The organism is Enterobacter sp. KBR-315C3_2022, from assembly GCF_041399425.1.
GTDB lineage: Bacteria > Pseudomonadota > Gammaproteobacteria > Enterobacterales > Enterobacteriaceae > Enterobacter.
This window is the reverse complement of sequence record NZ_JBGKEB010000003.1, coordinates 190,432-207,209: the sequence shown is the minus strand read 5'-3', so window position 1 is coordinate 207,209 and position 16,778 is coordinate 190,432. Positions and strand designations below refer to the sequence as shown.

Sequence of the window (16,778 nt, the reverse complement as noted above, 5' to 3'; positions counted from 1 at the left end):
GTCTTATGGTAAAACAATGCCAGTAATTGAATTTATATGCAATAAAAATGATTAAATATTGTATTAGTGACAAAAAAAAGCGGATAACCAAAAAGTTATCCGCATTGCTTAATCACGTTTATGCAATTCTTGCCGGGTGGCGCTGCGCTTACCCGGCCTAGGATCTGCGCTCAAACGCCAGCGCCTTACGCTCGATTAAACGCATCATCAGCGTCAGCAGCCCGTTAACCACCAGGTAAACCAGGCCCGCCGCGCCGAACACCATCACGTCGTAGGTGCGTCCGTACAGCAGCTGCCCGTGGCCCATCACTTCCATCAGCGTGATGGTGTAGGCCAGGGAGGTACTCTTGAACACCAGCACCACCTCGTTGGAATAGGACGAGAGCGCGCGCTTAAAGGCATACGGCAGCAGGATCGCCAGCGTGTCTTTCTTGCTCATGCCCAGCGCGCCGCAGGACTGCCACTGGCCTTCCGGGATCGCACGGATCGCGCCGTAGAACAACTGGGTGGTATAGGCCGCGCTGTTCAGCGAGAGCGCAATCAGGGCGCACAGCCACGGCTCGGAGAGCAGGTGCCAGACAACCGGATACTCCTGCAGCGACGGAAACTGGCCCGGGCCGTAGTAAATCAGGAAGATCTGCACCAGCAGCGGCGTGCCGGTAAACAGGGTGATGTAGGCGCGCACGATCCACACCAGCACCGGCGTTTTCAGCGTCAGGATGATGGTGAAAATCAGCGCCAGGATCAGCGCCACAACGATGGACGCCACGGTCAGCGTCAGGCTGGTGTGCAGCCCTTTCATGAGCTCCGGTAAGTATTCAAGCATCAGCCCGGTCTCCGTTCAAAACGCGTTGCGCGCAGGTCAATCCGCTTAAGGATGTACTGACTCAGCAACGTGATCGCCAGGTAGATAGCCGCCGCCACGATGTACCAGGTAAACGGCTCCTGGGTGCGGGTGGCGATACTTTTGGTCTGCAGCATTAAATCGTTCACGCTGATTAAGCTCACCAGCGCGGTATCTTTCAGCAGCACCAGCCACTGGTTGCCCAGCCCCGGCAGCGCGTGACGCCACATCTGCGGCATCACCAGGCGGAAGAAGATCGCCGCTTTCGACAGCCCCAGCGCCTGGCCGGACTCCCACTGGCCCTGCGGTACGGCTTTCAGCGCGCCGCGCAGGGTTTGCGAGGCGTAGGCCGAGTAGAGCAGGGAGAGCGCAATCACGCCGCACAGGAACGGGCTGACGTCGAAGTTTTCAATCTGCATCTGCACCGGGATCTGCGCAAAACCCAGATTGATCGTGAAGCCGTCCGACAGCGTTAACAGCAGCTGCGAGGAGCCGAAATAGATAAACAGGACCACCAGAATCTCCGGTAGCCCACGCAGCACCGTGACCAGCGCCGAGCCGAGCCATGCGATTGGGCGCCATTTTACCGACTCCCAGACCGCAAAGAACATCGCCAGCGCGAGGCCGATAATCAGTGCGCAAACGGCAAGGCCGACGGTCATCCCGGCGGCGCTTGCTAAAGGAAAAATTTCATTCATCAGGAATTACTTCTGGAACCATTTTTTGTAGATGGTTTCGTAGGTGCCGTCTTTCTTCACTTTTTCCAGCGCAGCGTTAAATTTCTGCTGCAGCTCGGTGTTGCCCTGACGAACCGCGATGCCCAGGCCGGTGCCGAAGTAGGCTTTATCGGTCACTTTGTCGCCGACCGGAGCCAGCTTGTCGTTCGCCTTCAGCCATTCGGTTACCACCGCGGTATCGCCAAACACGCCGTCGATACGGCCGTTCTGCAGATCCAGCTTCGCGTTCTGGTAGCTGTCGTAAGGCACGGTGGTGATTTCCGGATGTTTATCCATGATGAATTTCTGATGCGTGGTGCCGTTCTGCACGCCGACTTTTTTGCCCTTCAGCTGGTCAATGGCGGTGAATTTGCCTTTCTGACCGATGAACAGCGCGGAGTTGTCATAGTAAGGGGTGCTGAACAGAACCTGCTTTTCACGCTCCGGCGTGATGTCCATGCCGGCCATCACCGCGTCGATGCGGCGGAACTTCAGGCTTGGGATCAGGCTGTCAAACGCCTGGTTGCTGAACGTGCAGGTTGCATCAATCTCTTTGCACAGCGCGTTCGCCAGGTCCACATCAAAGCCAACGATCTTATTATTGGCATCAATGGATTCAAACGGAGGGTAAGACGCTTCGGTGGCGAAGCGAATGGTCTGAGCTGCGGTAGCGGAAAGGCTGACGCTTGCGAGCAGCGCGGCAATCAATACTTTTTTCATTATCATTTTTCCCTAACACATCAGTGAGATAAGTAGTTTTTGAAGGCGTCGGTTTGCGGGTTGCTAAAGCAGCTCGCGTCACCTTGCTCAACGATATACCCGTTTTCCATGTACACCACGCGGCTGGCGGTTTTACGCGCCACTTCCACTTCGTGGGTCACAATGACCTGAGTAATGTTGGTTTCCGCCAGCTCGCGGATAATGCTCACGATTTGGGCGGTAATTTCCGGGTCCAGCGCGGCGGTCGGCTCGTCGAACAGAAGCACCGCAGGCTCCATCATCAGCGCGCGGGCAATGGCCACGCGCTGCTGCTGACCGCCGGAAAGGTGCAGCGGATAGCGGTCGCTGTACGGCTTAAGGCGCAGGCGCTCAAGCAGCTTCTCGGCGCGGGCCATCGCCTGGTCTTTGCTCAGGCCGAGCACGCGGCAGGGAGCTTCAATCAGGTTTTGCAGCACCGTCAGGTGCGGCCAAAGATTGTACTGCTGGAAAACCATGCCAACGTTTTGACGCAGTTCGCGAATCGCCTTATCGGAAGGCGTTTTGGCAAAGTCGAAATGATTACCTGCGATCGCCAGCGTGCCGGAACGCGGCATTTCAAGCAGATTAAGAACACGCAAAAGAGAGCTTTTTCCCGCGCCGCTTGGGCCAAGCAAAACCAGCGTTTCGCCTTCCGGGCAGTTCAGCGTGATGTCAAACAGCGCCTGGTGTGCGCCGTAGAAGCAGTTAATGCCGTTTAGTTTAATACTCATCGGGGCAGTCTTTACTCATCCAGGCAATCTATAGCAATTGAGGCCGCAGATAGTACCGTTGACAGAATAGTTATGCAATATTTCTGCGTTAAAAGTTAAATATAACCCGTATTATGATCTAAACATAGCACAAAATAGGGAAGGGCATTGCGGGCGAGAATAAATGTCGGCATTCCACAACAAATGCCGACATTTTACGAGGTTAACTATTTTACGGCTGGGATTTAGCGGTTCTCAATCGACTGGCGAAGCGTGCCCGCCGGGGCGTGTACGCTGCCGCCGATGTACCGCACGTCGTCTACCGCCCAGCACTGGCCTTCGCGGATCATCAGCACCTCATCCTGCCAGGTCTGGCTGCCCTGGGTCAGCTTCACGCGCAGGGGGATGTTGCGGGCATCGGTGTTCGGAATGGTCGACGCGCTGGCGACTTCAGCGCTGTCCGGCGGCGTGGTGCGGCTGGAGAACGGATCGGACTTAAGCAGCGCGTTATGCTGCGGATCGCGCGCGGCGTCGTTCAGCAGTTTTGCCAGACCATCGCTCAGGTAAGGGCGCAGGGCGGTGAGATCGTTACCGCGATGCTGAATGCGATAATCGTAGAACTGCTGCGCCACGGCGTCCGGGCCGCCGTCTATGCAGGGGCCGCTGCGGGTGCCGATATCGTTAAAGGCGGGCGTGACCGTGGTGCACGCGCTGAGCAACAGCGCGCATGGCACTAAAAGCGTTAAAGCAGAGTAGCGCATGTTGATTTCCTTATTTATTAACTATCCTTTCAATCATAGCGTAACGAACCGATAATGCTGTTGCTAAGGCATTGAACGCTAAAGAAGGAGAAAAAATATGCAGTTTTCAACCACCCCCACGCTTGAAGGGCAGCCGATAACCGAATACTGCGGCGTCGTCACCGGCGAAGCGATTCTCGGCGCCAACATCTTCCGCGACTTTTTTGCCGGCATCCGCGATATCGTCGGCGGGCGTTCCGGCGCGTATGAGAAAGAGCTGCGTAAAGCGCGCGAAATCGCCTTTAAGGAGCTCGGTGAACAGGCCAAAGCGCTCGGCGCGGACGCGGTCGTCGGGATTGATATCGATTATGAAACGGTCGGTAAAGACGCCAGCATGCTGATGGTAAGCGTCAGCGGCACGGCGGTGAAAACCCGCCGATGAAGCGTTCGCTTGCCACCTTCCTGCTGGCGATAATGCTGGCAGGATGCGCCACGGAAAAGGGCATTGTTGATAAAGGTGCCTACGAGCTGGATACCCGCCATCAGGCGCAGGCGGCCTACCCGCGTATAAAGGTGCTGGTCATCCACTATACCGCCGATGATTTTGACACCTCGCTTGCCACCCTCACCGATAAAAACGTCAGCTCCCACTATCTGATCCCCGCCAGGCCGCCAGCGCCTGACGGCAAGCCGCGCATCTGGCAGCTTGTGCCGGAAAGCGAGCTGGCATGGCACGCGGGAATCAGCTTCTGGCGCGGGACGAACCGCATTAACGATACGTCGGTCGGCATTGAGCTTGAAAACCGCGGCTGGCAGAAGGTTGACGGGCAGAAGCGCTTTGCGCCGTTCGAGCCCGCGCAGATTAGCGCCCTGATCCCGCTCGCCAAAGACATTATCGCGCGCTACGACATCAGGCCCGAAAACGTGGTCGCGCACGCGGACATCGCCCCGCAGCGTAAAGACGATCCCGGCCCGCTGTTCCCGTGGGAAGCGCTGTACGGGCAGGGCATTGGCGCATGGCCCGATCCGGACCGGGTGGCGTTTTACATGAACGGTCGGCCGCGCTTTCAGGCAGTTGAGCAGAAAGCGGTGCTCGACCTGCTGGCCCGCTACGGCTACGAGGTGCCCGACGGCGGCACGCCGGAGCAGCTCAAAAGGGTCATCATGGCGTTCCAGATGCATTTCCGCCCGCAGCTGTGGAACGGCGCTGCGGACGTCGAGACGCTGGCCATTGCCGAAGCCCTTCTTGAGAAATACGGACAGGGGTAATCCTTCGGGATTGCCTCCGAAAGGGCTGAATTCTCTCTCTTTAAGTGAGATTAATCTTAAGTACAATCTCATTTAACTTTTAGTTAATTGACTTAAAATTACCCGCGATTAATATAGACACATAGCCTGCTAACTAATAACAGAAAAATATAATCATTAAGTATTACTTATTTATTTTATTTACGTGTTCATCAGGAATACATTCGCGGTCATGGTTTTATCCGTGGCCGCAGATAATCTTAAATTACATCTTAAACGGGTATAACAATGTTAAGCATCTACGGTAAAAAATTACGTCCGCAACAAGAAATGGAAGCCATTATTTCTGCAACGTCCGGCTACGAAGAAAAAACGTTAAAAAAATGGCAAAAAATATCGACTTCTGATTCTGATAAAATTCATATTATCGTTAGCGGCGAAGTTGAATTCCGTCGCGAGTCCGATGAGCTTTGCATGTTCACGCTGAACGGCCAGTGTATTTTCGGTCTCTCATCCATCTTCTACAACGCGTCACATATGTACGGCCTGGTCCGCTCTAACACGGTGGTTCGCTCCATCGACAAAGAAGAGTTTACGCGTCTTCTGTCGGAAAAAGGCCTTTGGCCTGAGCTCACCCGGGTGCTCTCATGGTACATCTGCATGCTCAGCAAGCGTGACGATGTTCTCGTTGCCCGCAGCGCATATTCCGTGGTGCGCGAATTTTTATTAGAAATTAACGAACTCATTGTTCATCACCAGCGCGATATTAACGTTTATGATTACATTCAGGAATACACCAACCTCGCGCGTAGCACCATTATTAAAATCCTGTCTGATTTAAAGAAAGGCCAGTACATTGTTGTTGAAAAAGGCCGTCTCATTAATCTCACCAACCTGCCTGAAAAATATTAATGACTCCCACCGGGCCCCTTTTCATTCAAAGGGGTCTTCGTTAAATTCTGCTGTTCTTCTTTCGTCTGTAAATTTCCCTGCGTTTCATCTGTCGGTGGTGCAGGTATTTTTCCTTGAGAATAATCTTGCTCTTGTTCTTTCAGCGCCTGCATAAACAGCGTCTTTAATGACGCGCCGCCATCGTCCGCCCCTAATGCGGATGCTTCATGTTCTTCCGTTCCGGGTAGCGTATCGCGCGACGTATCGTGCGGCGCGTCCAGGTTGCCGTCGGGCGCCTGCTGCCAGTCAGCGTCATCGCCGTTAATTGGCATATCCTGCATCGGCGGAACGTCTTCGTGCACCGGAATCGGTTTTGGCTGCGGGTGCGGGAACGGTTTGCTCACGTACACGTAGTGCATATCGGAAAGCGACGTTTCCGGTTTTGCCGTGCTCACCTTTACCGGTTCCGGCGCGGGGTGGCGCAGGTTCCAGTAAACGTGGGCGTAAAGCCCGGCCACAATCATGGCGGCTATCCCCAGCATCCACAAAAACGTGTTGCCGAAGACCTTTTTCAGACTGGGAAAGCGATAGGAAAACCACACCGCTTCCCCGGTCTCGTAGCTGCGCTGGGCAGCGAGACAGATCGTAGACATTATAGGTGTTTCTCTTGGGTTATTGCGCTCGCTGGGGCCTGAGGTGCCTGAATCAGCACGCTCGGCGTGGTATGGGTTTCGCGCATCAGCTGCATCAGGGTATCTTTACCCGGAATACCGTCCACGTGCAGATCCATTTTCTGCTGGAACGTGCGGGTGCGCTTCATCAGCTCGGCGGTCCACGCCTGCGCGTGGGTTTCCGGCAGCGCCAGCGCCAGGCTGAGCTGACGATCGAGCCAGGTAAGATCTTTTCCGTCGCTGGCCGCGCTGATGGCGTCTTTGCCCTCCGGCGTCAGGCGGTGCAGCAGCGTGTAGTTGCCGGTGGCGTGTTGGTTGTACCAGCTGCGGCTCACCTGCCAGGTTTTACCGTTCATCAGCAGATCCAGGGTGTTATCCCCCACGCGGGCGACAACGGCATAGTTAAGGTGGTTGCCGGTGGTGATCTCACCGATCCACGGATAACCCTCTTTCCCCAGCTCGGCCAGCGACGCCGTTCCCTGTCTGCACATCAGGTTAACCTTCGCCGCGTTCTGACACAGCGCGTCGTTGGCGGAGGCATCGTAACCCCACATCAGGTAGAGCTGGTGCATCGCATCCGGCTGGTTGACCATTTCGTTATCAATAACCGGAACAACCGGGGCCTGAACCTGCGGCTTGGGCTGTTTCCAGCTGGCAGGGATCGGCAGCGCGACGGGCAGTCTGGCGCTAATGAATGACGTTTGATACCAGCCGCAGGCGGCGAAAAGCACCGAGGCAAACAGTCCCACGGTTGCCAGGCGCTTACCGTGTTTTTTTGCCGGGAGAATTTCGCCCGCGGCCAGGCGCAGGTGTCGAGGGCTTACTGCCGGGGCGCGTTCGGTCCAGGCGGCGAGCAGGGCAAGGTGCGCCAGCTCGTTAAATTTGGAGATGTTCCCCTTGGTCAGCGAGTGCATTTTGCGCACGCGGACCGGTGCCAGCGGCGCGCTTTCGCAGCCGTGCTCCTCGCACTGCGCCTGAACGTAGCTCAGGGTTTCGCGGTAGGTCAGGGCGCGCAGCGCGTGGTGGGTATGGGCATACCCCTTCAGTCCGGCGCGCTGCATCAGTTCGGCTTCCTGAGCGGCGGCACCCATCAGGATGATGGATAGATGAAGCTCCAGCTCCTGCGCGCGGGTCAGCAGCATGGCCAGCACCTCATGGCAGCTCTCTTTCATTGCTTCCATGTGGGTAATGACCAGCACTTTACCTTTCGCCTTGCGGGAAGCAGGCTCTTCCTGCCACTGGCGCAGTACCGCATCCACGGCGTGAATACGATTCTTACTCTCTTTGGTGCCTGGATTGAGCTTGTACAGCAGGCTACTGGCGCTCAATTTTGGAAAGGCGTTAATCGCGAGGACGTTGCGGCCGTGGGCCTTCAGCGCATCGCTGAACTGTCCCAGCAGCGGCGCATCGTTGCAAAAGAGTCCTGTAATACCCGCCTGCTGCGTCTTTTCTTTCAGCAGGTTAAAAACGTCCTGATGATAAGGCACAAAAAAATCACCCGAGGCGCGAGTGACCTTTTTGAACGGCGGATTCTGGAAATGAAAATGACTCTGATACATACGACTTACCGTCTCTTTACATGAATAGCATTAGGGCGAAAAAGTAAGGTAAGGGGCGCTGATGGTCAATTTGCAATCAGGGTAAAAATAACCTGTCCCCGCCGTCTAACATCACGTATTTATTGGGTCAATACTTTTCTTTATTAAAGTTAGTGGCGAAGCAAGTGGTCGATTTACAGCCGGATACTTACTATCTACTTCACATATTGGCGCAGCATAACGCTGCTTTTTTTCGCTTTGCTAAAGGCCAGATGAAAATGAGGTTCTCATTTCTTTCCAGGTTGATAATGCCCTGTATTATGTTTGTGACGCTATTGTTCTGCGGTCACCAGGGATACGTCATCTTTAAGGATTATAAAAAACAATCTCCCCAGCGGGCGCTTGCGAACGTTAAACCGCAAATTAAACGCCAGCAAGAAAACGCGTTTACCCTGTTTAATGCCGCCGTCCGTCAGGATGCGGCAGCCGCCGCGGCAAAAGCGCCGCTTTCCGCCGAGATTGAAGGCATTGTCAGCAGCGATGAATCCTGGCTCTCCTTCGCCGTCATCAAGACGCCATCGGGCCAGAAAAGCTACCGTGAAGGGGAAAACCTGACGGGCTTCAACGACGCGTATATTGCTGAAATTAATCAGGATAACGTGGTGGTGAATTATGAAGGGGCGACGCAGGTCCTGGCATTAAAGAAACCTGACTACTTTAAGGGCGGCGTTGACAGCGGCCCGGTAACCAAATCGACGAAAGACGCGGGCGCTGACAGCCTGCATCTGAATGATTATCTGGTGTTAAAACCGTTAATCGAAAAGGGCCAGCTGGAAGGCTACAACATAAACCCAAGGAATGCCTCCGCTTTCTTTAGCCATTCAGGGCTAAAAAAAGGCGACGTGGCGGTAAAAGTTAATTCTGTCGATATGACCAAAGAAGCTGAGGCAAAAAATATTATTGCCAGCTGGTCAAAAATGAAAGAAGCGGAGGTCGTCGTAAGACGTCACGCTCACCTTGAAAATATTCGGGTCAATGTTCTAAACAATTAACAAGTGTACAGACATGAAGAAATTTCCTTGGGCGTGCGTGGCGCTGACCGCATTGTCGTTATATTCCGGTTCGCTGCTTGCAGCCAACTTTAGCGCCAGCTTTAAAAATACCGACATTCGTGAATTTATCGATACCGTCGGGCGTAACCTTAATAAAACCATTCTGGTCGATCCTTCCGTTCAGGGCACGGTATCGGTCAGAACCTATAACGTGCTGACGGAAGACGAATATTACCAGTTCTTCCTGAGCGTGCTGGACCTGTACGGCCTGTCGGTGATCCCGATGGATAACGGCATGGTCAAAGTGGTGCGCTCAAGCGTGGCCCGCACCGCCGGTGCGCCGGTGGCAGACAGCAAAAACCCGGGCAAAGGGGATGAGATCATCACCCGCGTCGTGCGCATGGAAAACGTGCCGGTGCGCGAGCTTGCTCCGCTGCTGCGCCAGCTCAACGATGCCACCGGGATCGGTAACGTGGTGCACTTCGAGCCGTCCAACGTGCTGCTGTTAACCGGCAAAGCCTCGGTGGTGAACCGCCTGGTGGATCTGGTGCAGCGCGTCGATAAGGACGGCGTTCAGCGCCGCGAAATCGTGCCGCTGCGCTACGCCTCCGCTAAAGGGCTCTCCGACATGTTGAACAACCTCAACAACGAAGAGCAAAAGGGGCAAAACGCGCCGCAGCTGGCCACCAAGGTGGTCGCGGACGACGAAACCAACAGCCTGGTGATCAGCGGCTCGGAAGACGCGCGTGCGCGCACCCGCTCCCTGATCGGCCAGCTGGATCGCGAGCAGAACAACGAGGGGAATACCCGCGTGTTCTACCTCAAATACGCCAGCGCCACCAAAGTCGTTCCGGTGTTGACCGGCATCGGCGAGCAGCTGAAGGACAAGGCCGGGGCGCCGAAGAGCAAAACGGCGACAGCGTCTACCGACCTGAACATTACCGCCGATGAATCAACCAACTCACTGGTGATCACCGCGCAGCCTAACGTGATGAACTCGCTGGAGAAGGTGATCGACAAGCTGGACATTCGCCGTCCGCAGGTGCTGGTGGAAGCCATCATTGCTGAAGTTCAGGACGGCAGCGGCCTCGATCTCGGCGTGCAGTGGACCGGCAAGCACGGCGGCGTGCAGTTCGGCTCGACCGGGCTGCCGATCAGCCAGATTAAAAACGGCACCATGAAGGGCGCAAGCTTCACCGGCCTGGCCACCGGCTTCTTTAACGGTGACTTCGGCGCGCTGCTGACGGCGCTCTCTACCGGCGCCAAGAACGACATTCTCTCTACGCCAAGCGTGGTCACGCTGGATAACAAAGAAGCATCGTTCAACGTCGGTCAGGATGTGCCCGTGCTGTCCGGCTCCCAGACCACCAGCGGCGATAACGTCTTCAACTCCGTTGAGCGTAAAACCGTCGGTACCAAGCTTAAGATCGTGCCGCAGATTAACGATGGCGACATGATCCACCTGAAGATCGAGCAGGAAGTGTCCAGCGTGGACAACAGCGCCACGGAAGATGCGAGCCTCGGCCCGACCTTCAACACGCGCACCATCAATAACGAAGTGATGGTCCACAGCGGCCAGACGGTGGTGCTCGGCGGCCTGATGGAAAACGTGACCAAGCAGTCGGTGTCGAAAGTGCCGCTGCTGGGCGACATTCCGCTGGTGGGCCAGCTGTTCCGCTACACCTCAGAGGACACCTCTAAACGCAACCTGATGGTCTTTATCCATACCACGGTGCTGCGCGATGACGACAACTACAGCGCGGCATCGAAAGAGAAATACGATCAGATCCGCGCGCGCCAGCAGCAGCGGATGGAGGAGAAGAAGCTTGGGATCGTTGAAAACAGCGACAGCCCGGTGCTGCCCGCCTTCCCGGTCGATAAGAACAGCAGCGTGACGCCCGTGAAATCAACCCACGCGGCTTCCCGCAATCCGTTCAAAGAGTAAGGCGGAGGTGCAACGTGGATGAACTGAGCAGAACGCTGTGTAGCAGCAGCTATGCAAAGGACAACGGCATCTTGTTTTACAACGACGAGGTCTTTGTCCGGGACGATACGCCAGCGTTCGCCCTGCTGGAAATGCGCCGGGTGCTGGGGCGGGCCTTCGTGCCCGTCATCCTCAGCGCGGAAGCGTTTGAGGAGATGCTGACCAAAATCTGGCAGCAGAACAGCGGCGTCTCCCAGCAGATGGTGGACGATATGGACGCCGATATCGATTTGATGGCGCTGACCGAGGAGATCCCCGACAACGAGGATCTGCTGGAAAACGACGAAAACTCGCCGGTCATCCGTCTGATCAACGCCATCCTCGGCGAGGCGGTAAAGGACGGCGCGTCGGATATTCACATCGAAACGTTCGAACGCACGCTGAGCATCCGCTTTCGCGTTGACGGCGTGCTGCGCCCGGTGCTTCAGCCCGCGCGCAAGCTCGCGCCGCTGCTGGTCTCGCGCATTAAGGTCATGTCGAAGCTCGACATCGCCGAAAAGCGCCTGCCGCAGGATGGCCGCATTTCGCTGCGCATTGGCCGCAAGGCGATCGACGTGCGCGTGTCGACCATTCCGTCGCAGTACGGCGAGCGCGTGGTAATGCGTCTGCTGGACAAATCTAACCTCAAGCCGGATATCAACAAGCTTGGGCTGATTGATGAAGAGCTGGACAAGCTCAAGGGGCTGATTGACCGCCCGCACGGCATTATCCTGGTCACCGGGCCGACTGGCTCCGGTAAAAGTACCACTCTGTACGCCATTCTGTCGGCGCTGAACGGCCATGAACGCAATATTCTGACCGTCGAAGATCCGATTGAGTATGAGCTGGAAGGGGTGGGGCAGACGCAGGTCAACCCGCGCGTGGACATGACCTTTGCCCGCGGGCTGCGCGCGATCCTGCGCCAGGACCCGGACGTGGTGATGATCGGGGAAATTCGTGACGGTGAAACCGCGCAAATCGCGGTGCAGGCGTCGCTCACCGGTCACCTGGTCATGTCTACGCTGCACACCAACAGTGCGGCGGGTGCCATTACGCGTCTGCGCGACATGGGGCTGGAGTCGTTTTTGATCGGTTCATCGCTACTTGGCGTCATTGCCCAGCGTCTGGTGCGTCGGCTGTGTACCCACTGCCGAACCACCAGTCCGCTGGACGACAATGAAAAGGCGCTGTTCAGCTTTATGGATAAGCAGCCAAAAGCGATTTATCGCGCGGTAGGGTGCGAACACTGCCGTCAGAGCGGCTATCAGGGCCGCGCGGGCATCCACGAGTTTCTGGTGGTGGATACCGCCATGCGCCGCGCCATTCACGAAGATAAAGACGAAATGTCCATCGAAACGCAGCTGTTTAAGCAGGCCTACAGCCTGCGCGAAAACGGGCTGCTGAAGGTGATTTCCGGCATCACGTCGCTGGAAGAGGTGATGCGCGTGACCGCGGAACGCGGGGGGGATGAGTAATGGCCCTCTACGCGTGGACGGCGACGGACGCGGCGGGGAAAACCCGCCGCGGTACCCAGCAGGCCGAAGGGCAAAAGCAGGTGCGCCAGTGGCTGCGTGAGCAAAAGCTGATGCCGGTCAGCATCACTGAAACCCGCGAAAAGGCGGAGGCCGGCAAGGCGAAGACGGGCGTGAAGCTCTCGACGCCGGTCCTGTCGATGTTTACCCGCCAGCTGTCGACGCTGGTCAACGCGGCGCTGCCGCTCGAAAGCGCGCTAAAGGCGATCTCGAAGCAGACGGAAGATAAAAAGCTCGCGGCGATGGTGGTGGAGATCCGCGAAAAGGTGGTGGAAGGCCATACGCTGTTTGACGCGTTTAGCCAGTTCCCGCGCACCTTCGACAAGCTCTACTGCACGCTGGTGATGGCCGGGGAAAAAACCGGTCACCTGGGCGACGTGCTGGAAAAGCTGGCGGAGTACAACGAGCAGCGCCAGAAGATGAAAAGCAAGCTGACGCAGGCGATGGTCTATCCGATCACCCTGACGGTGGTGGCCATCGCGGTGATCAGCATCCTGCTGGTGGCGGTGGTGCCGCAGGTGATCGAACAGTTCACCCACATGAAGCAGCAGCTGCCGATCACTACCCGCACGCTGATCGCGGTGAGCGACTTCCTCCAGGCCTACGGCATTTACATCGTCGGCGCACTGGGCGGCGGTTTCGTCGGCTTTAAGGCCTGGCTTAAGAGCGCCAAAAACCGCTTCAAGTGGAACAGCTGGCTGGTCAACGGCTCGCCGATTAAAAAGCTGGTGTGCGCCATCAACAGCGCCCGCTATATCCGCACGCTGAGCATTCTTCAGGCGAGCAGCGTGCCGCTGCTGGAGGGGATGTATATCGCAATGGACGGTATCGAAAACCTTTACGCCCGACAGGTGCTCGAGCAGGCGGCGGATACCGTGCGCCAGGGGGCTTCACTCTATGCCGCGCTGGATCAGGCGAAACTGTTTCCGCCCACCATGCTGTACATGATTGCCTCCGGCGAAGAGAGCGGGGAATTAGGCAATTTAATGGACCGCGCGGCGGAAAACCAGGAATCGGCTTTACAACATCGAATCACGTTAACGCTGTCGGTATTTGAACCGGCGCTGGTGGTGAGTATGGCGACGATTGTTTTATTCATCGTCCTGTCAATATTACAACCGCTTCTGCAACTTAATAATATGGTAGGTTAAATCATGGCTTTAAAACGTAAAAACCTGGCTCGCCAGGCGGGCTTCACTTTGCTCGAATTAATGGTGGTCATTGTTATTCTCGGCGTATTGGCCAGTATGGTCGTGCCCAACTTAATGGGGAATAAAGAAAAAGCCGACTCGCAAAAAGCGACCAGCGATATTGTCGCGCTCGAAGGCTCGCTGGATATGTATAAGCTGGACAACCACCGCTATCCAACCACCGAGCAGGGCCTGCAGGCGCTGGTCACGAAGCCAGAAATCGCGCCAATCCCGAACGGCTACCGCGCCGACGGCTATATTCGCCGCCTGCCGCAGGACCCGTGGGGCAGCGATTACCTGATGGTGAGCCCGGGTGAACACGGTGCAGTCGACGTATTTTCCGCAGGCCCGGATGGCGAAGCGAATACCGCCGACGACATTACCAACTGGTCTCTGGATAAAAAAGAGAAATAATGAAAAAACAACGCGGCTTTACGTTGCTGGAAATTATTCTGGCCCTGGTGATATTTGCCAGCTGCGCCATGATGGTGGTGTCAACCATACCTTCACGCAGCGGTGCGGATATATTTGGCCAGCAATTAAAAGCACTCGTTGATTATGGCTCTGACCGCGCGGTAATGGACGGAAATATCGTCGGGCTGGTAATCACCACCGATCACTATCAGCTGGTGACCCTGGAAGATAAGCAGGGTGAACGCCGCTGGGTGCCATTATCCGCCGGACGTATTACGACGAAAGGCGATTTCCCGCCCGACATGTACGTTTCGCTGTCGCCTCAGCGCCTGGCCGCCACGGTGGACAGCGAGCCGCAGGTGCTGTTTTTGCCTGACGGTGAGATTGGCCGGTTTACGCTTACCCTGCAAAGCCACGACAAGCAGCACCATTTTCGCGTGGTGTCGCAAGGGGCGGCGCCGGTATCGGTAGAAAACGATGACTAACGGCAAGGCAAAGCAAAAAGGGATGACGCTGCTGGAGGTGATGGTCGCGCTGGTGATCTTCTCCACCGCGGCGCTGGCGCTGATGAACTCCGTCTCCCTGAACGTCCGCTTTACCCACGGCCTGGCCGAAACGCTGCAGGCGAGCTGGGTGGCGGAAAACCAGCTGGCCGAGGCGCAGCTGACGAAAAGCGATTTCCCCGATGCGGAACAGCAGGGGACGGAAATCATGGGCGGGCGCAGCTGGAACTGGCGCAAGCAGCGGGTGAAAACGGCGGATAACCGCTGGGCGAACGCGATCCGCGTCTACGCCGAAGGCGACGATAGCCAGCCCGCGATTGCCCTGCAGATTATTCCGCCGGGAGAGCTCAAGTGAAAAAAACGCAGCGCCAGCGCGGGTTTACCCTGCTGGAGATCATGATTGCGCTGACCATTTTTGCCGTGATCAGCACCCTGGCCTGGCAAATTCTGGACGGGGCCATGCGGACCAGCTCGGCAACCGACGCCAGTGCGGCAAAGCTCAACCAGGTGCAGCGCGCCTGGAGCCTGATGGAGCGTGATTTCTTTCAGCTCCAGCCGCGCGCGCCGCGCAACGAGCCGGATCTGTTTCGTCAGGACGGCGATAGCGTTGAGCTGACCACGCTGAACGGCGTGAGCGGAACCGTGCAGCTCGAGCGCGTGCGCTGGCGGCTGGAGGAAGGGCGTCTGTACCGTGACGTCTGGCCGGCAATCGACGGCCCCGCCGACGTCAAGCCCGAAGACGTGCCGATCGTGAACGAGGTGAAATCCCTTAGCTGGCGCTTCTACCGCAAGGGCTGGTTGAAAAGCTGGGCAGATTCCGCGCACCAGCCGGACGGCGTGGAGCTGACGCTGAACATGAACAACGGCGATACGTGGCGCTGGGTATTTACCACGCCGGGCGATCTGCCGGAGGCGGCCGCGGCGGATGCTGCGCCAGCCCCGGCGGCGGAGGCCGCGCCTTCACCGGAAGCCGCGCCCGCCCCGCAGCCCGTGCCGGACGTGAAACCATGAACGCATTACGCAAACAAAAAGGCGTTGCCCTGCTGGTGGTGCTGATCCTGCTGGTGATGATGTCGGCGCTGGCCGCCAAAATCAGCCAGCAGTTCTGCCGCAACCTGCAAAAAACGCACTATCAGGTCAGCCAGCAGCAGCTGCGCTGGGCGATGCAGGCCCAGGAGAAGGTGATTAAGGATCGCCTGCAGGAAGACGCCAGCGGCGAAAGCAAGGCGCTCGACCCGGAAGGGGCGTGGCATCAGCCGCTGGAGACGCAGGGCGACGACTACACGGTGGTCGGCCAGGTTGAGGACGCGCAGGACTGCTTTAACGTGAACAACCTGCTGGCAGCTGAAAAAGCCGCGCAGGGGCAGGCGGAAACCGCCGTGCCGCAAAAGCCGCGCAGGGAGCAGATTGTTGAGCAGATCCTCACCGACAGCGGCGTCAGCCACGCCGCGGCGGAAGAGATTTACCTCCAGCTGGTGGACTACCTGGACGGAGACGCCACCACCATTAAAGAAGGGGCTGAGAGCGACGCCTGGGCGGGCCTGGTGCCGGCGCGTCAGCCCGCGAACCAGATGATGCGCGCCATCTCTGAGATAAAGCTGCTGCCCGCCTTCCCGGCGGCGGCGTACCCGAAGGTGAGCCGTATGCTGTGCGCGCTGCCGGATTCGGCAAGCAAGGTCGATGTGAACACCCTGAAGCCGGAGCAGGCGGCCATTCTGGCGGCGATGTTCCCGGGCAAGCTCACCGCAGACGACGCGGCGCGGCTGATTGAATCGCGCCCGGAAGCGGGCTGGGAAAATATGGAAACGTTCAGCAAAGCGCTGGAGCAGACCTTCCCGCAGCTGAAGGATGATTTACCCCAGGTGGCCGAGTTCCTCGCCATCAACAGCCGATATTTTCGCGTCAGCTACACCGGGAATACCGATGAGTTAACGCTTCGCGTGGTGAGCCAGCTTCAGGTGAATAACGAAGCCGGTGAAATTGTGACGTGGCAACGTCGTTACCGAATGATTGAATAACACAAGTTGA

General features: G+C 57.1%; 19 protein-coding genes. 12 read left to right on the top strand and 7 right to left on the bottom strand.

What is annotated here, in order from left to right; all coding sequences use genetic code 11:
- Window positions 1-157 precede the first annotated feature (157 nt).
- The 5 genes from artM to AB8804_RS05395 all read right to left on the bottom strand — a co-directional run bounded on the left by artM (window position 158) and on the right by AB8804_RS05395 (window position 3,769).
- Window positions 158-826: an arginine ABC transporter permease ArtM gene (gene artM, locus AB8804_RS05415; protein WP_371183923.1), complete on the bottom strand. Its 669-nt coding sequence runs from the start codon at window positions 824-826 to the stop codon at window positions 158-160.
- Entirely contained in the window at window positions 826-1,542 is a 717-nt protein-coding gene (gene artQ / locus AB8804_RS05410; protein ID WP_371183921.1) for an arginine ABC transporter permease ArtQ, read from the bottom strand. Before artQ ends, artM begins: the two co-directional genes overlap by 1 nt.
- Window positions 1,543-1,548: 6 nt before the next feature.
- Window positions 1,549-2,280: an arginine ABC transporter substrate-binding protein ArtI gene (artI, locus tag AB8804_RS05405; protein WP_112012250.1), complete on the bottom strand. Its 732-nt coding sequence runs from the start codon at window positions 2,278-2,280 to the stop codon at window positions 1,549-1,551.
- Between the two features lie 20 nt (window positions 2,281-2,300).
- Window positions 2,301-3,029 carry an arginine ABC transporter ATP-binding protein ArtP gene (gene artP / locus AB8804_RS05400; RefSeq protein WP_112012251.1) on the bottom strand — a complete coding sequence of 243 codons (729 nt, stop codon included), beginning with the start codon at window positions 3,027-3,029 and terminating at the stop codon, window positions 2,301-2,303.
- A 224-nt stretch (window positions 3,030-3,253) separates the two neighbouring features.
- Window positions 3,254-3,769 carry a lipoprotein gene (locus AB8804_RS05395; RefSeq protein WP_371183918.1) on the bottom strand — a complete coding sequence of 172 codons (516 nt, stop codon included), beginning with the start codon at window positions 3,767-3,769 and terminating at the stop codon, window positions 3,254-3,256.
- Window positions 3,770-3,866: 97 nt separating this feature from the next.
- Here AB8804_RS05395 and AB8804_RS05390 point away from each other — a divergent pair, with 97 nt between their 5' ends.
- From AB8804_RS05390 to AB8804_RS05380, 3 genes are all read left to right on the top strand, one after another.
- Window positions 3,867-4,190, top strand: coding sequence for a heavy metal-binding domain-containing protein (locus AB8804_RS05390; protein WP_006174327.1), 324 nt, complete (start codon window positions 3,867-3,869; stop codon window positions 4,188-4,190).
- Entirely contained in the window at window positions 4,187-5,017 is an 831-nt protein-coding gene (locus AB8804_RS05385) for an N-acetylmuramoyl-L-alanine amidase (RefSeq protein ID WP_371183913.1), read from the top strand. The genes AB8804_RS05390 and AB8804_RS05385 overlap by 4 nt, the downstream gene beginning before the upstream one ends.
- A gap of 267 nt (window positions 5,018-5,284) precedes the next feature.
- On the top strand, window positions 5,285-5,908 hold the full coding sequence (locus AB8804_RS05380; protein WP_371183911.1) for a helix-turn-helix domain-containing protein: 624 nt from the start codon (window positions 5,285-5,287) through the stop codon (window positions 5,906-5,908).
- On the opposite strand, the gene AB8804_RS05375 is transcribed toward AB8804_RS05380, so the two are convergent.
- A complete protein-coding gene (locus AB8804_RS05375; protein ID WP_371183909.1) occupies window positions 5,905-6,540 on the bottom strand; it encodes a hypothetical protein in 636 nt (211 codons plus the stop codon). The genes AB8804_RS05380 and AB8804_RS05375 overlap by 4 nt on opposite strands.
- Complete coding sequence (locus tag AB8804_RS05370) at window positions 6,540-8,117, bottom strand: peptidoglycan-binding protein (RefSeq protein WP_371183907.1); 1,578 nt, start codon at window positions 8,115-8,117, stop codon at window positions 6,540-6,542. The genes AB8804_RS05375 and AB8804_RS05370 overlap by 1 nt, the downstream gene beginning before the upstream one ends.
- A 299-nt stretch (window positions 8,118-8,416) precedes the next feature.
- Here AB8804_RS05370 and gspC point away from each other — a divergent pair, with 299 nt between their 5' ends.
- From gspC to gspK, 9 genes are read left to right on the top strand one after another with little or no spacing between them, the layout of a single operon-like run.
- Window positions 8,417-9,148, top strand: coding sequence for a type II secretion system protein GspC (gene gspC, locus AB8804_RS05365; RefSeq protein WP_371184096.1), 732 nt, complete (start codon window positions 8,417-8,419; stop codon window positions 9,146-9,148).
- Window positions 9,149-9,161: 13 nt separating this feature from the next.
- Entirely contained in the window at window positions 9,162-11,093 is a 1,932-nt protein-coding gene (gene gspD, locus AB8804_RS05360; RefSeq protein ID WP_371183905.1) for a type II secretion system secretin GspD, read from the top strand.
- Between the two features lie 14 nt (window positions 11,094-11,107).
- Window positions 11,108-12,586 (top strand): type II secretion system ATPase GspE, encoded by a 1,479-nt coding sequence (gene gspE, locus AB8804_RS05355; protein WP_371183902.1) that lies wholly within the window; start codon window positions 11,108-11,110, stop codon window positions 12,584-12,586.
- A complete protein-coding gene (gene gspF, locus AB8804_RS05350) occupies window positions 12,586-13,794 on the top strand; it encodes a type II secretion system inner membrane protein GspF (RefSeq protein WP_371183900.1) in 1,209 nt (402 codons plus the stop codon). Before gspE ends, gspF begins: the two co-directional genes overlap by 1 nt.
- A gap of 3 nt (window positions 13,795-13,797) precedes the next feature.
- Entirely contained in the window at window positions 13,798-14,247 is a 450-nt protein-coding gene (gene gspG / locus AB8804_RS05345; protein ID WP_371183898.1) for a type II secretion system major pseudopilin GspG, read from the top strand.
- Window positions 14,247-14,732, top strand: a complete 486-nt coding sequence (gspH, locus tag AB8804_RS05340) for a type II secretion system minor pseudopilin GspH (protein WP_371183896.1) — start codon at window positions 14,247-14,249, stop codon at window positions 14,730-14,732. Before gspG ends, gspH begins: the two co-directional genes overlap by 1 nt.
- Window positions 14,725-15,105, top strand: a complete 381-nt coding sequence (gene gspI / locus AB8804_RS05335) for a type II secretion system minor pseudopilin GspI (RefSeq protein WP_371183894.1) — start codon at window positions 14,725-14,727, stop codon at window positions 15,103-15,105. The genes gspH and gspI overlap by 8 nt, the downstream gene beginning before the upstream one ends.
- Entirely contained in the window at window positions 15,102-15,761 is a 660-nt protein-coding gene (gene gspJ / locus AB8804_RS05330; RefSeq protein ID WP_371183892.1) for a type II secretion system minor pseudopilin GspJ, read from the top strand. The genes gspI and gspJ overlap by 4 nt, the downstream gene beginning before the upstream one ends.
- Window positions 15,758-16,768: a type II secretion system minor pseudopilin GspK gene (gspK, locus tag AB8804_RS05325; RefSeq protein WP_371183890.1), complete on the top strand. Its 1,011-nt coding sequence runs from the start codon at window positions 15,758-15,760 to the stop codon at window positions 16,766-16,768. The genes gspJ and gspK overlap by 4 nt, the downstream gene beginning before the upstream one ends.
- The last annotated feature ends 10 nt before the right edge of the window (window positions 16,769-16,778 follow it).

Excerpts from the sequence above, each read along its gene's own strand:
- artM (WP_371183923.1), bottom strand. The coding sequence starts at position 826 with ATGCTTGAATACTTACCGGAGCTCATGAAAGGGCTGCACACCAGCCTG.
- artQ (WP_371183921.1), bottom strand. The coding sequence starts at position 1,542 with ATGAATGAAATTTTTCCTTTAGCAAGCGCCGCCGGGATGACCGTCGGC.
- artI (WP_112012250.1), bottom strand. The coding sequence starts at position 2,280 with ATGAAAAAAGTATTGATTGCCGCGCTGCTCGCAAGCGTCAGCCTTTCC.
- artP (WP_112012251.1), bottom strand. The coding sequence starts at position 3,029 with ATGAGTATTAAACTAAACGGCATTAACTGCTTCTACGGCGCACACCAG.
- AB8804_RS05395 (WP_371183918.1), bottom strand. The coding sequence starts at position 3,769 with ATGCGCTACTCTGCTTTAACGCTTTTAGTGCCATGCGCGCTGTTGCTC.
- AB8804_RS05390 (WP_006174327.1), top strand. The coding sequence starts at position 3,867 with ATGCAGTTTTCAACCACCCCCACGCTTGAAGGGCAGCCGATAACCGAA.
- AB8804_RS05385 (WP_371183913.1), top strand. The coding sequence starts at position 4,187 with ATGAAGCGTTCGCTTGCCACCTTCCTGCTGGCGATAATGCTGGCAGGA.
- AB8804_RS05380 (WP_371183911.1), top strand. The coding sequence starts at position 5,285 with ATGTTAAGCATCTACGGTAAAAAATTACGTCCGCAACAAGAAATGGAA.
- AB8804_RS05375 (WP_371183909.1), bottom strand. The coding sequence starts at position 6,540 with ATGTCTACGATCTGTCTCGCTGCCCAGCGCAGCTACGAGACCGGGGAA.
- AB8804_RS05370 (WP_371183907.1), bottom strand. The coding sequence starts at position 8,117 with ATGTATCAGAGTCATTTTCATTTCCAGAATCCGCCGTTCAAAAAGGTC.
- gspC (WP_371184096.1), top strand. The coding sequence starts at position 8,417 with ATGTTTGTGACGCTATTGTTCTGCGGTCACCAGGGATACGTCATCTTT.
- gspD (WP_371183905.1), top strand. The coding sequence starts at position 9,162 with ATGAAGAAATTTCCTTGGGCGTGCGTGGCGCTGACCGCATTGTCGTTA.
- gspF (WP_371183900.1), top strand. The coding sequence starts at position 12,586 with ATGGCCCTCTACGCGTGGACGGCGACGGACGCGGCGGGGAAAACCCGC.
- gspG (WP_371183898.1), top strand. The coding sequence starts at position 13,798 with ATGGCTTTAAAACGTAAAAACCTGGCTCGCCAGGCGGGCTTCACTTTG.
- gspH (WP_371183896.1), top strand. The coding sequence starts at position 14,247 with ATGAAAAAACAACGCGGCTTTACGTTGCTGGAAATTATTCTGGCCCTG.
- gspI (WP_371183894.1), top strand. The coding sequence starts at position 14,725 with ATGACTAACGGCAAGGCAAAGCAAAAAGGGATGACGCTGCTGGAGGTG.
- gspK (WP_371183890.1), top strand. The coding sequence starts at position 15,758 with ATGAACGCATTACGCAAACAAAAAGGCGTTGCCCTGCTGGTGGTGCTG.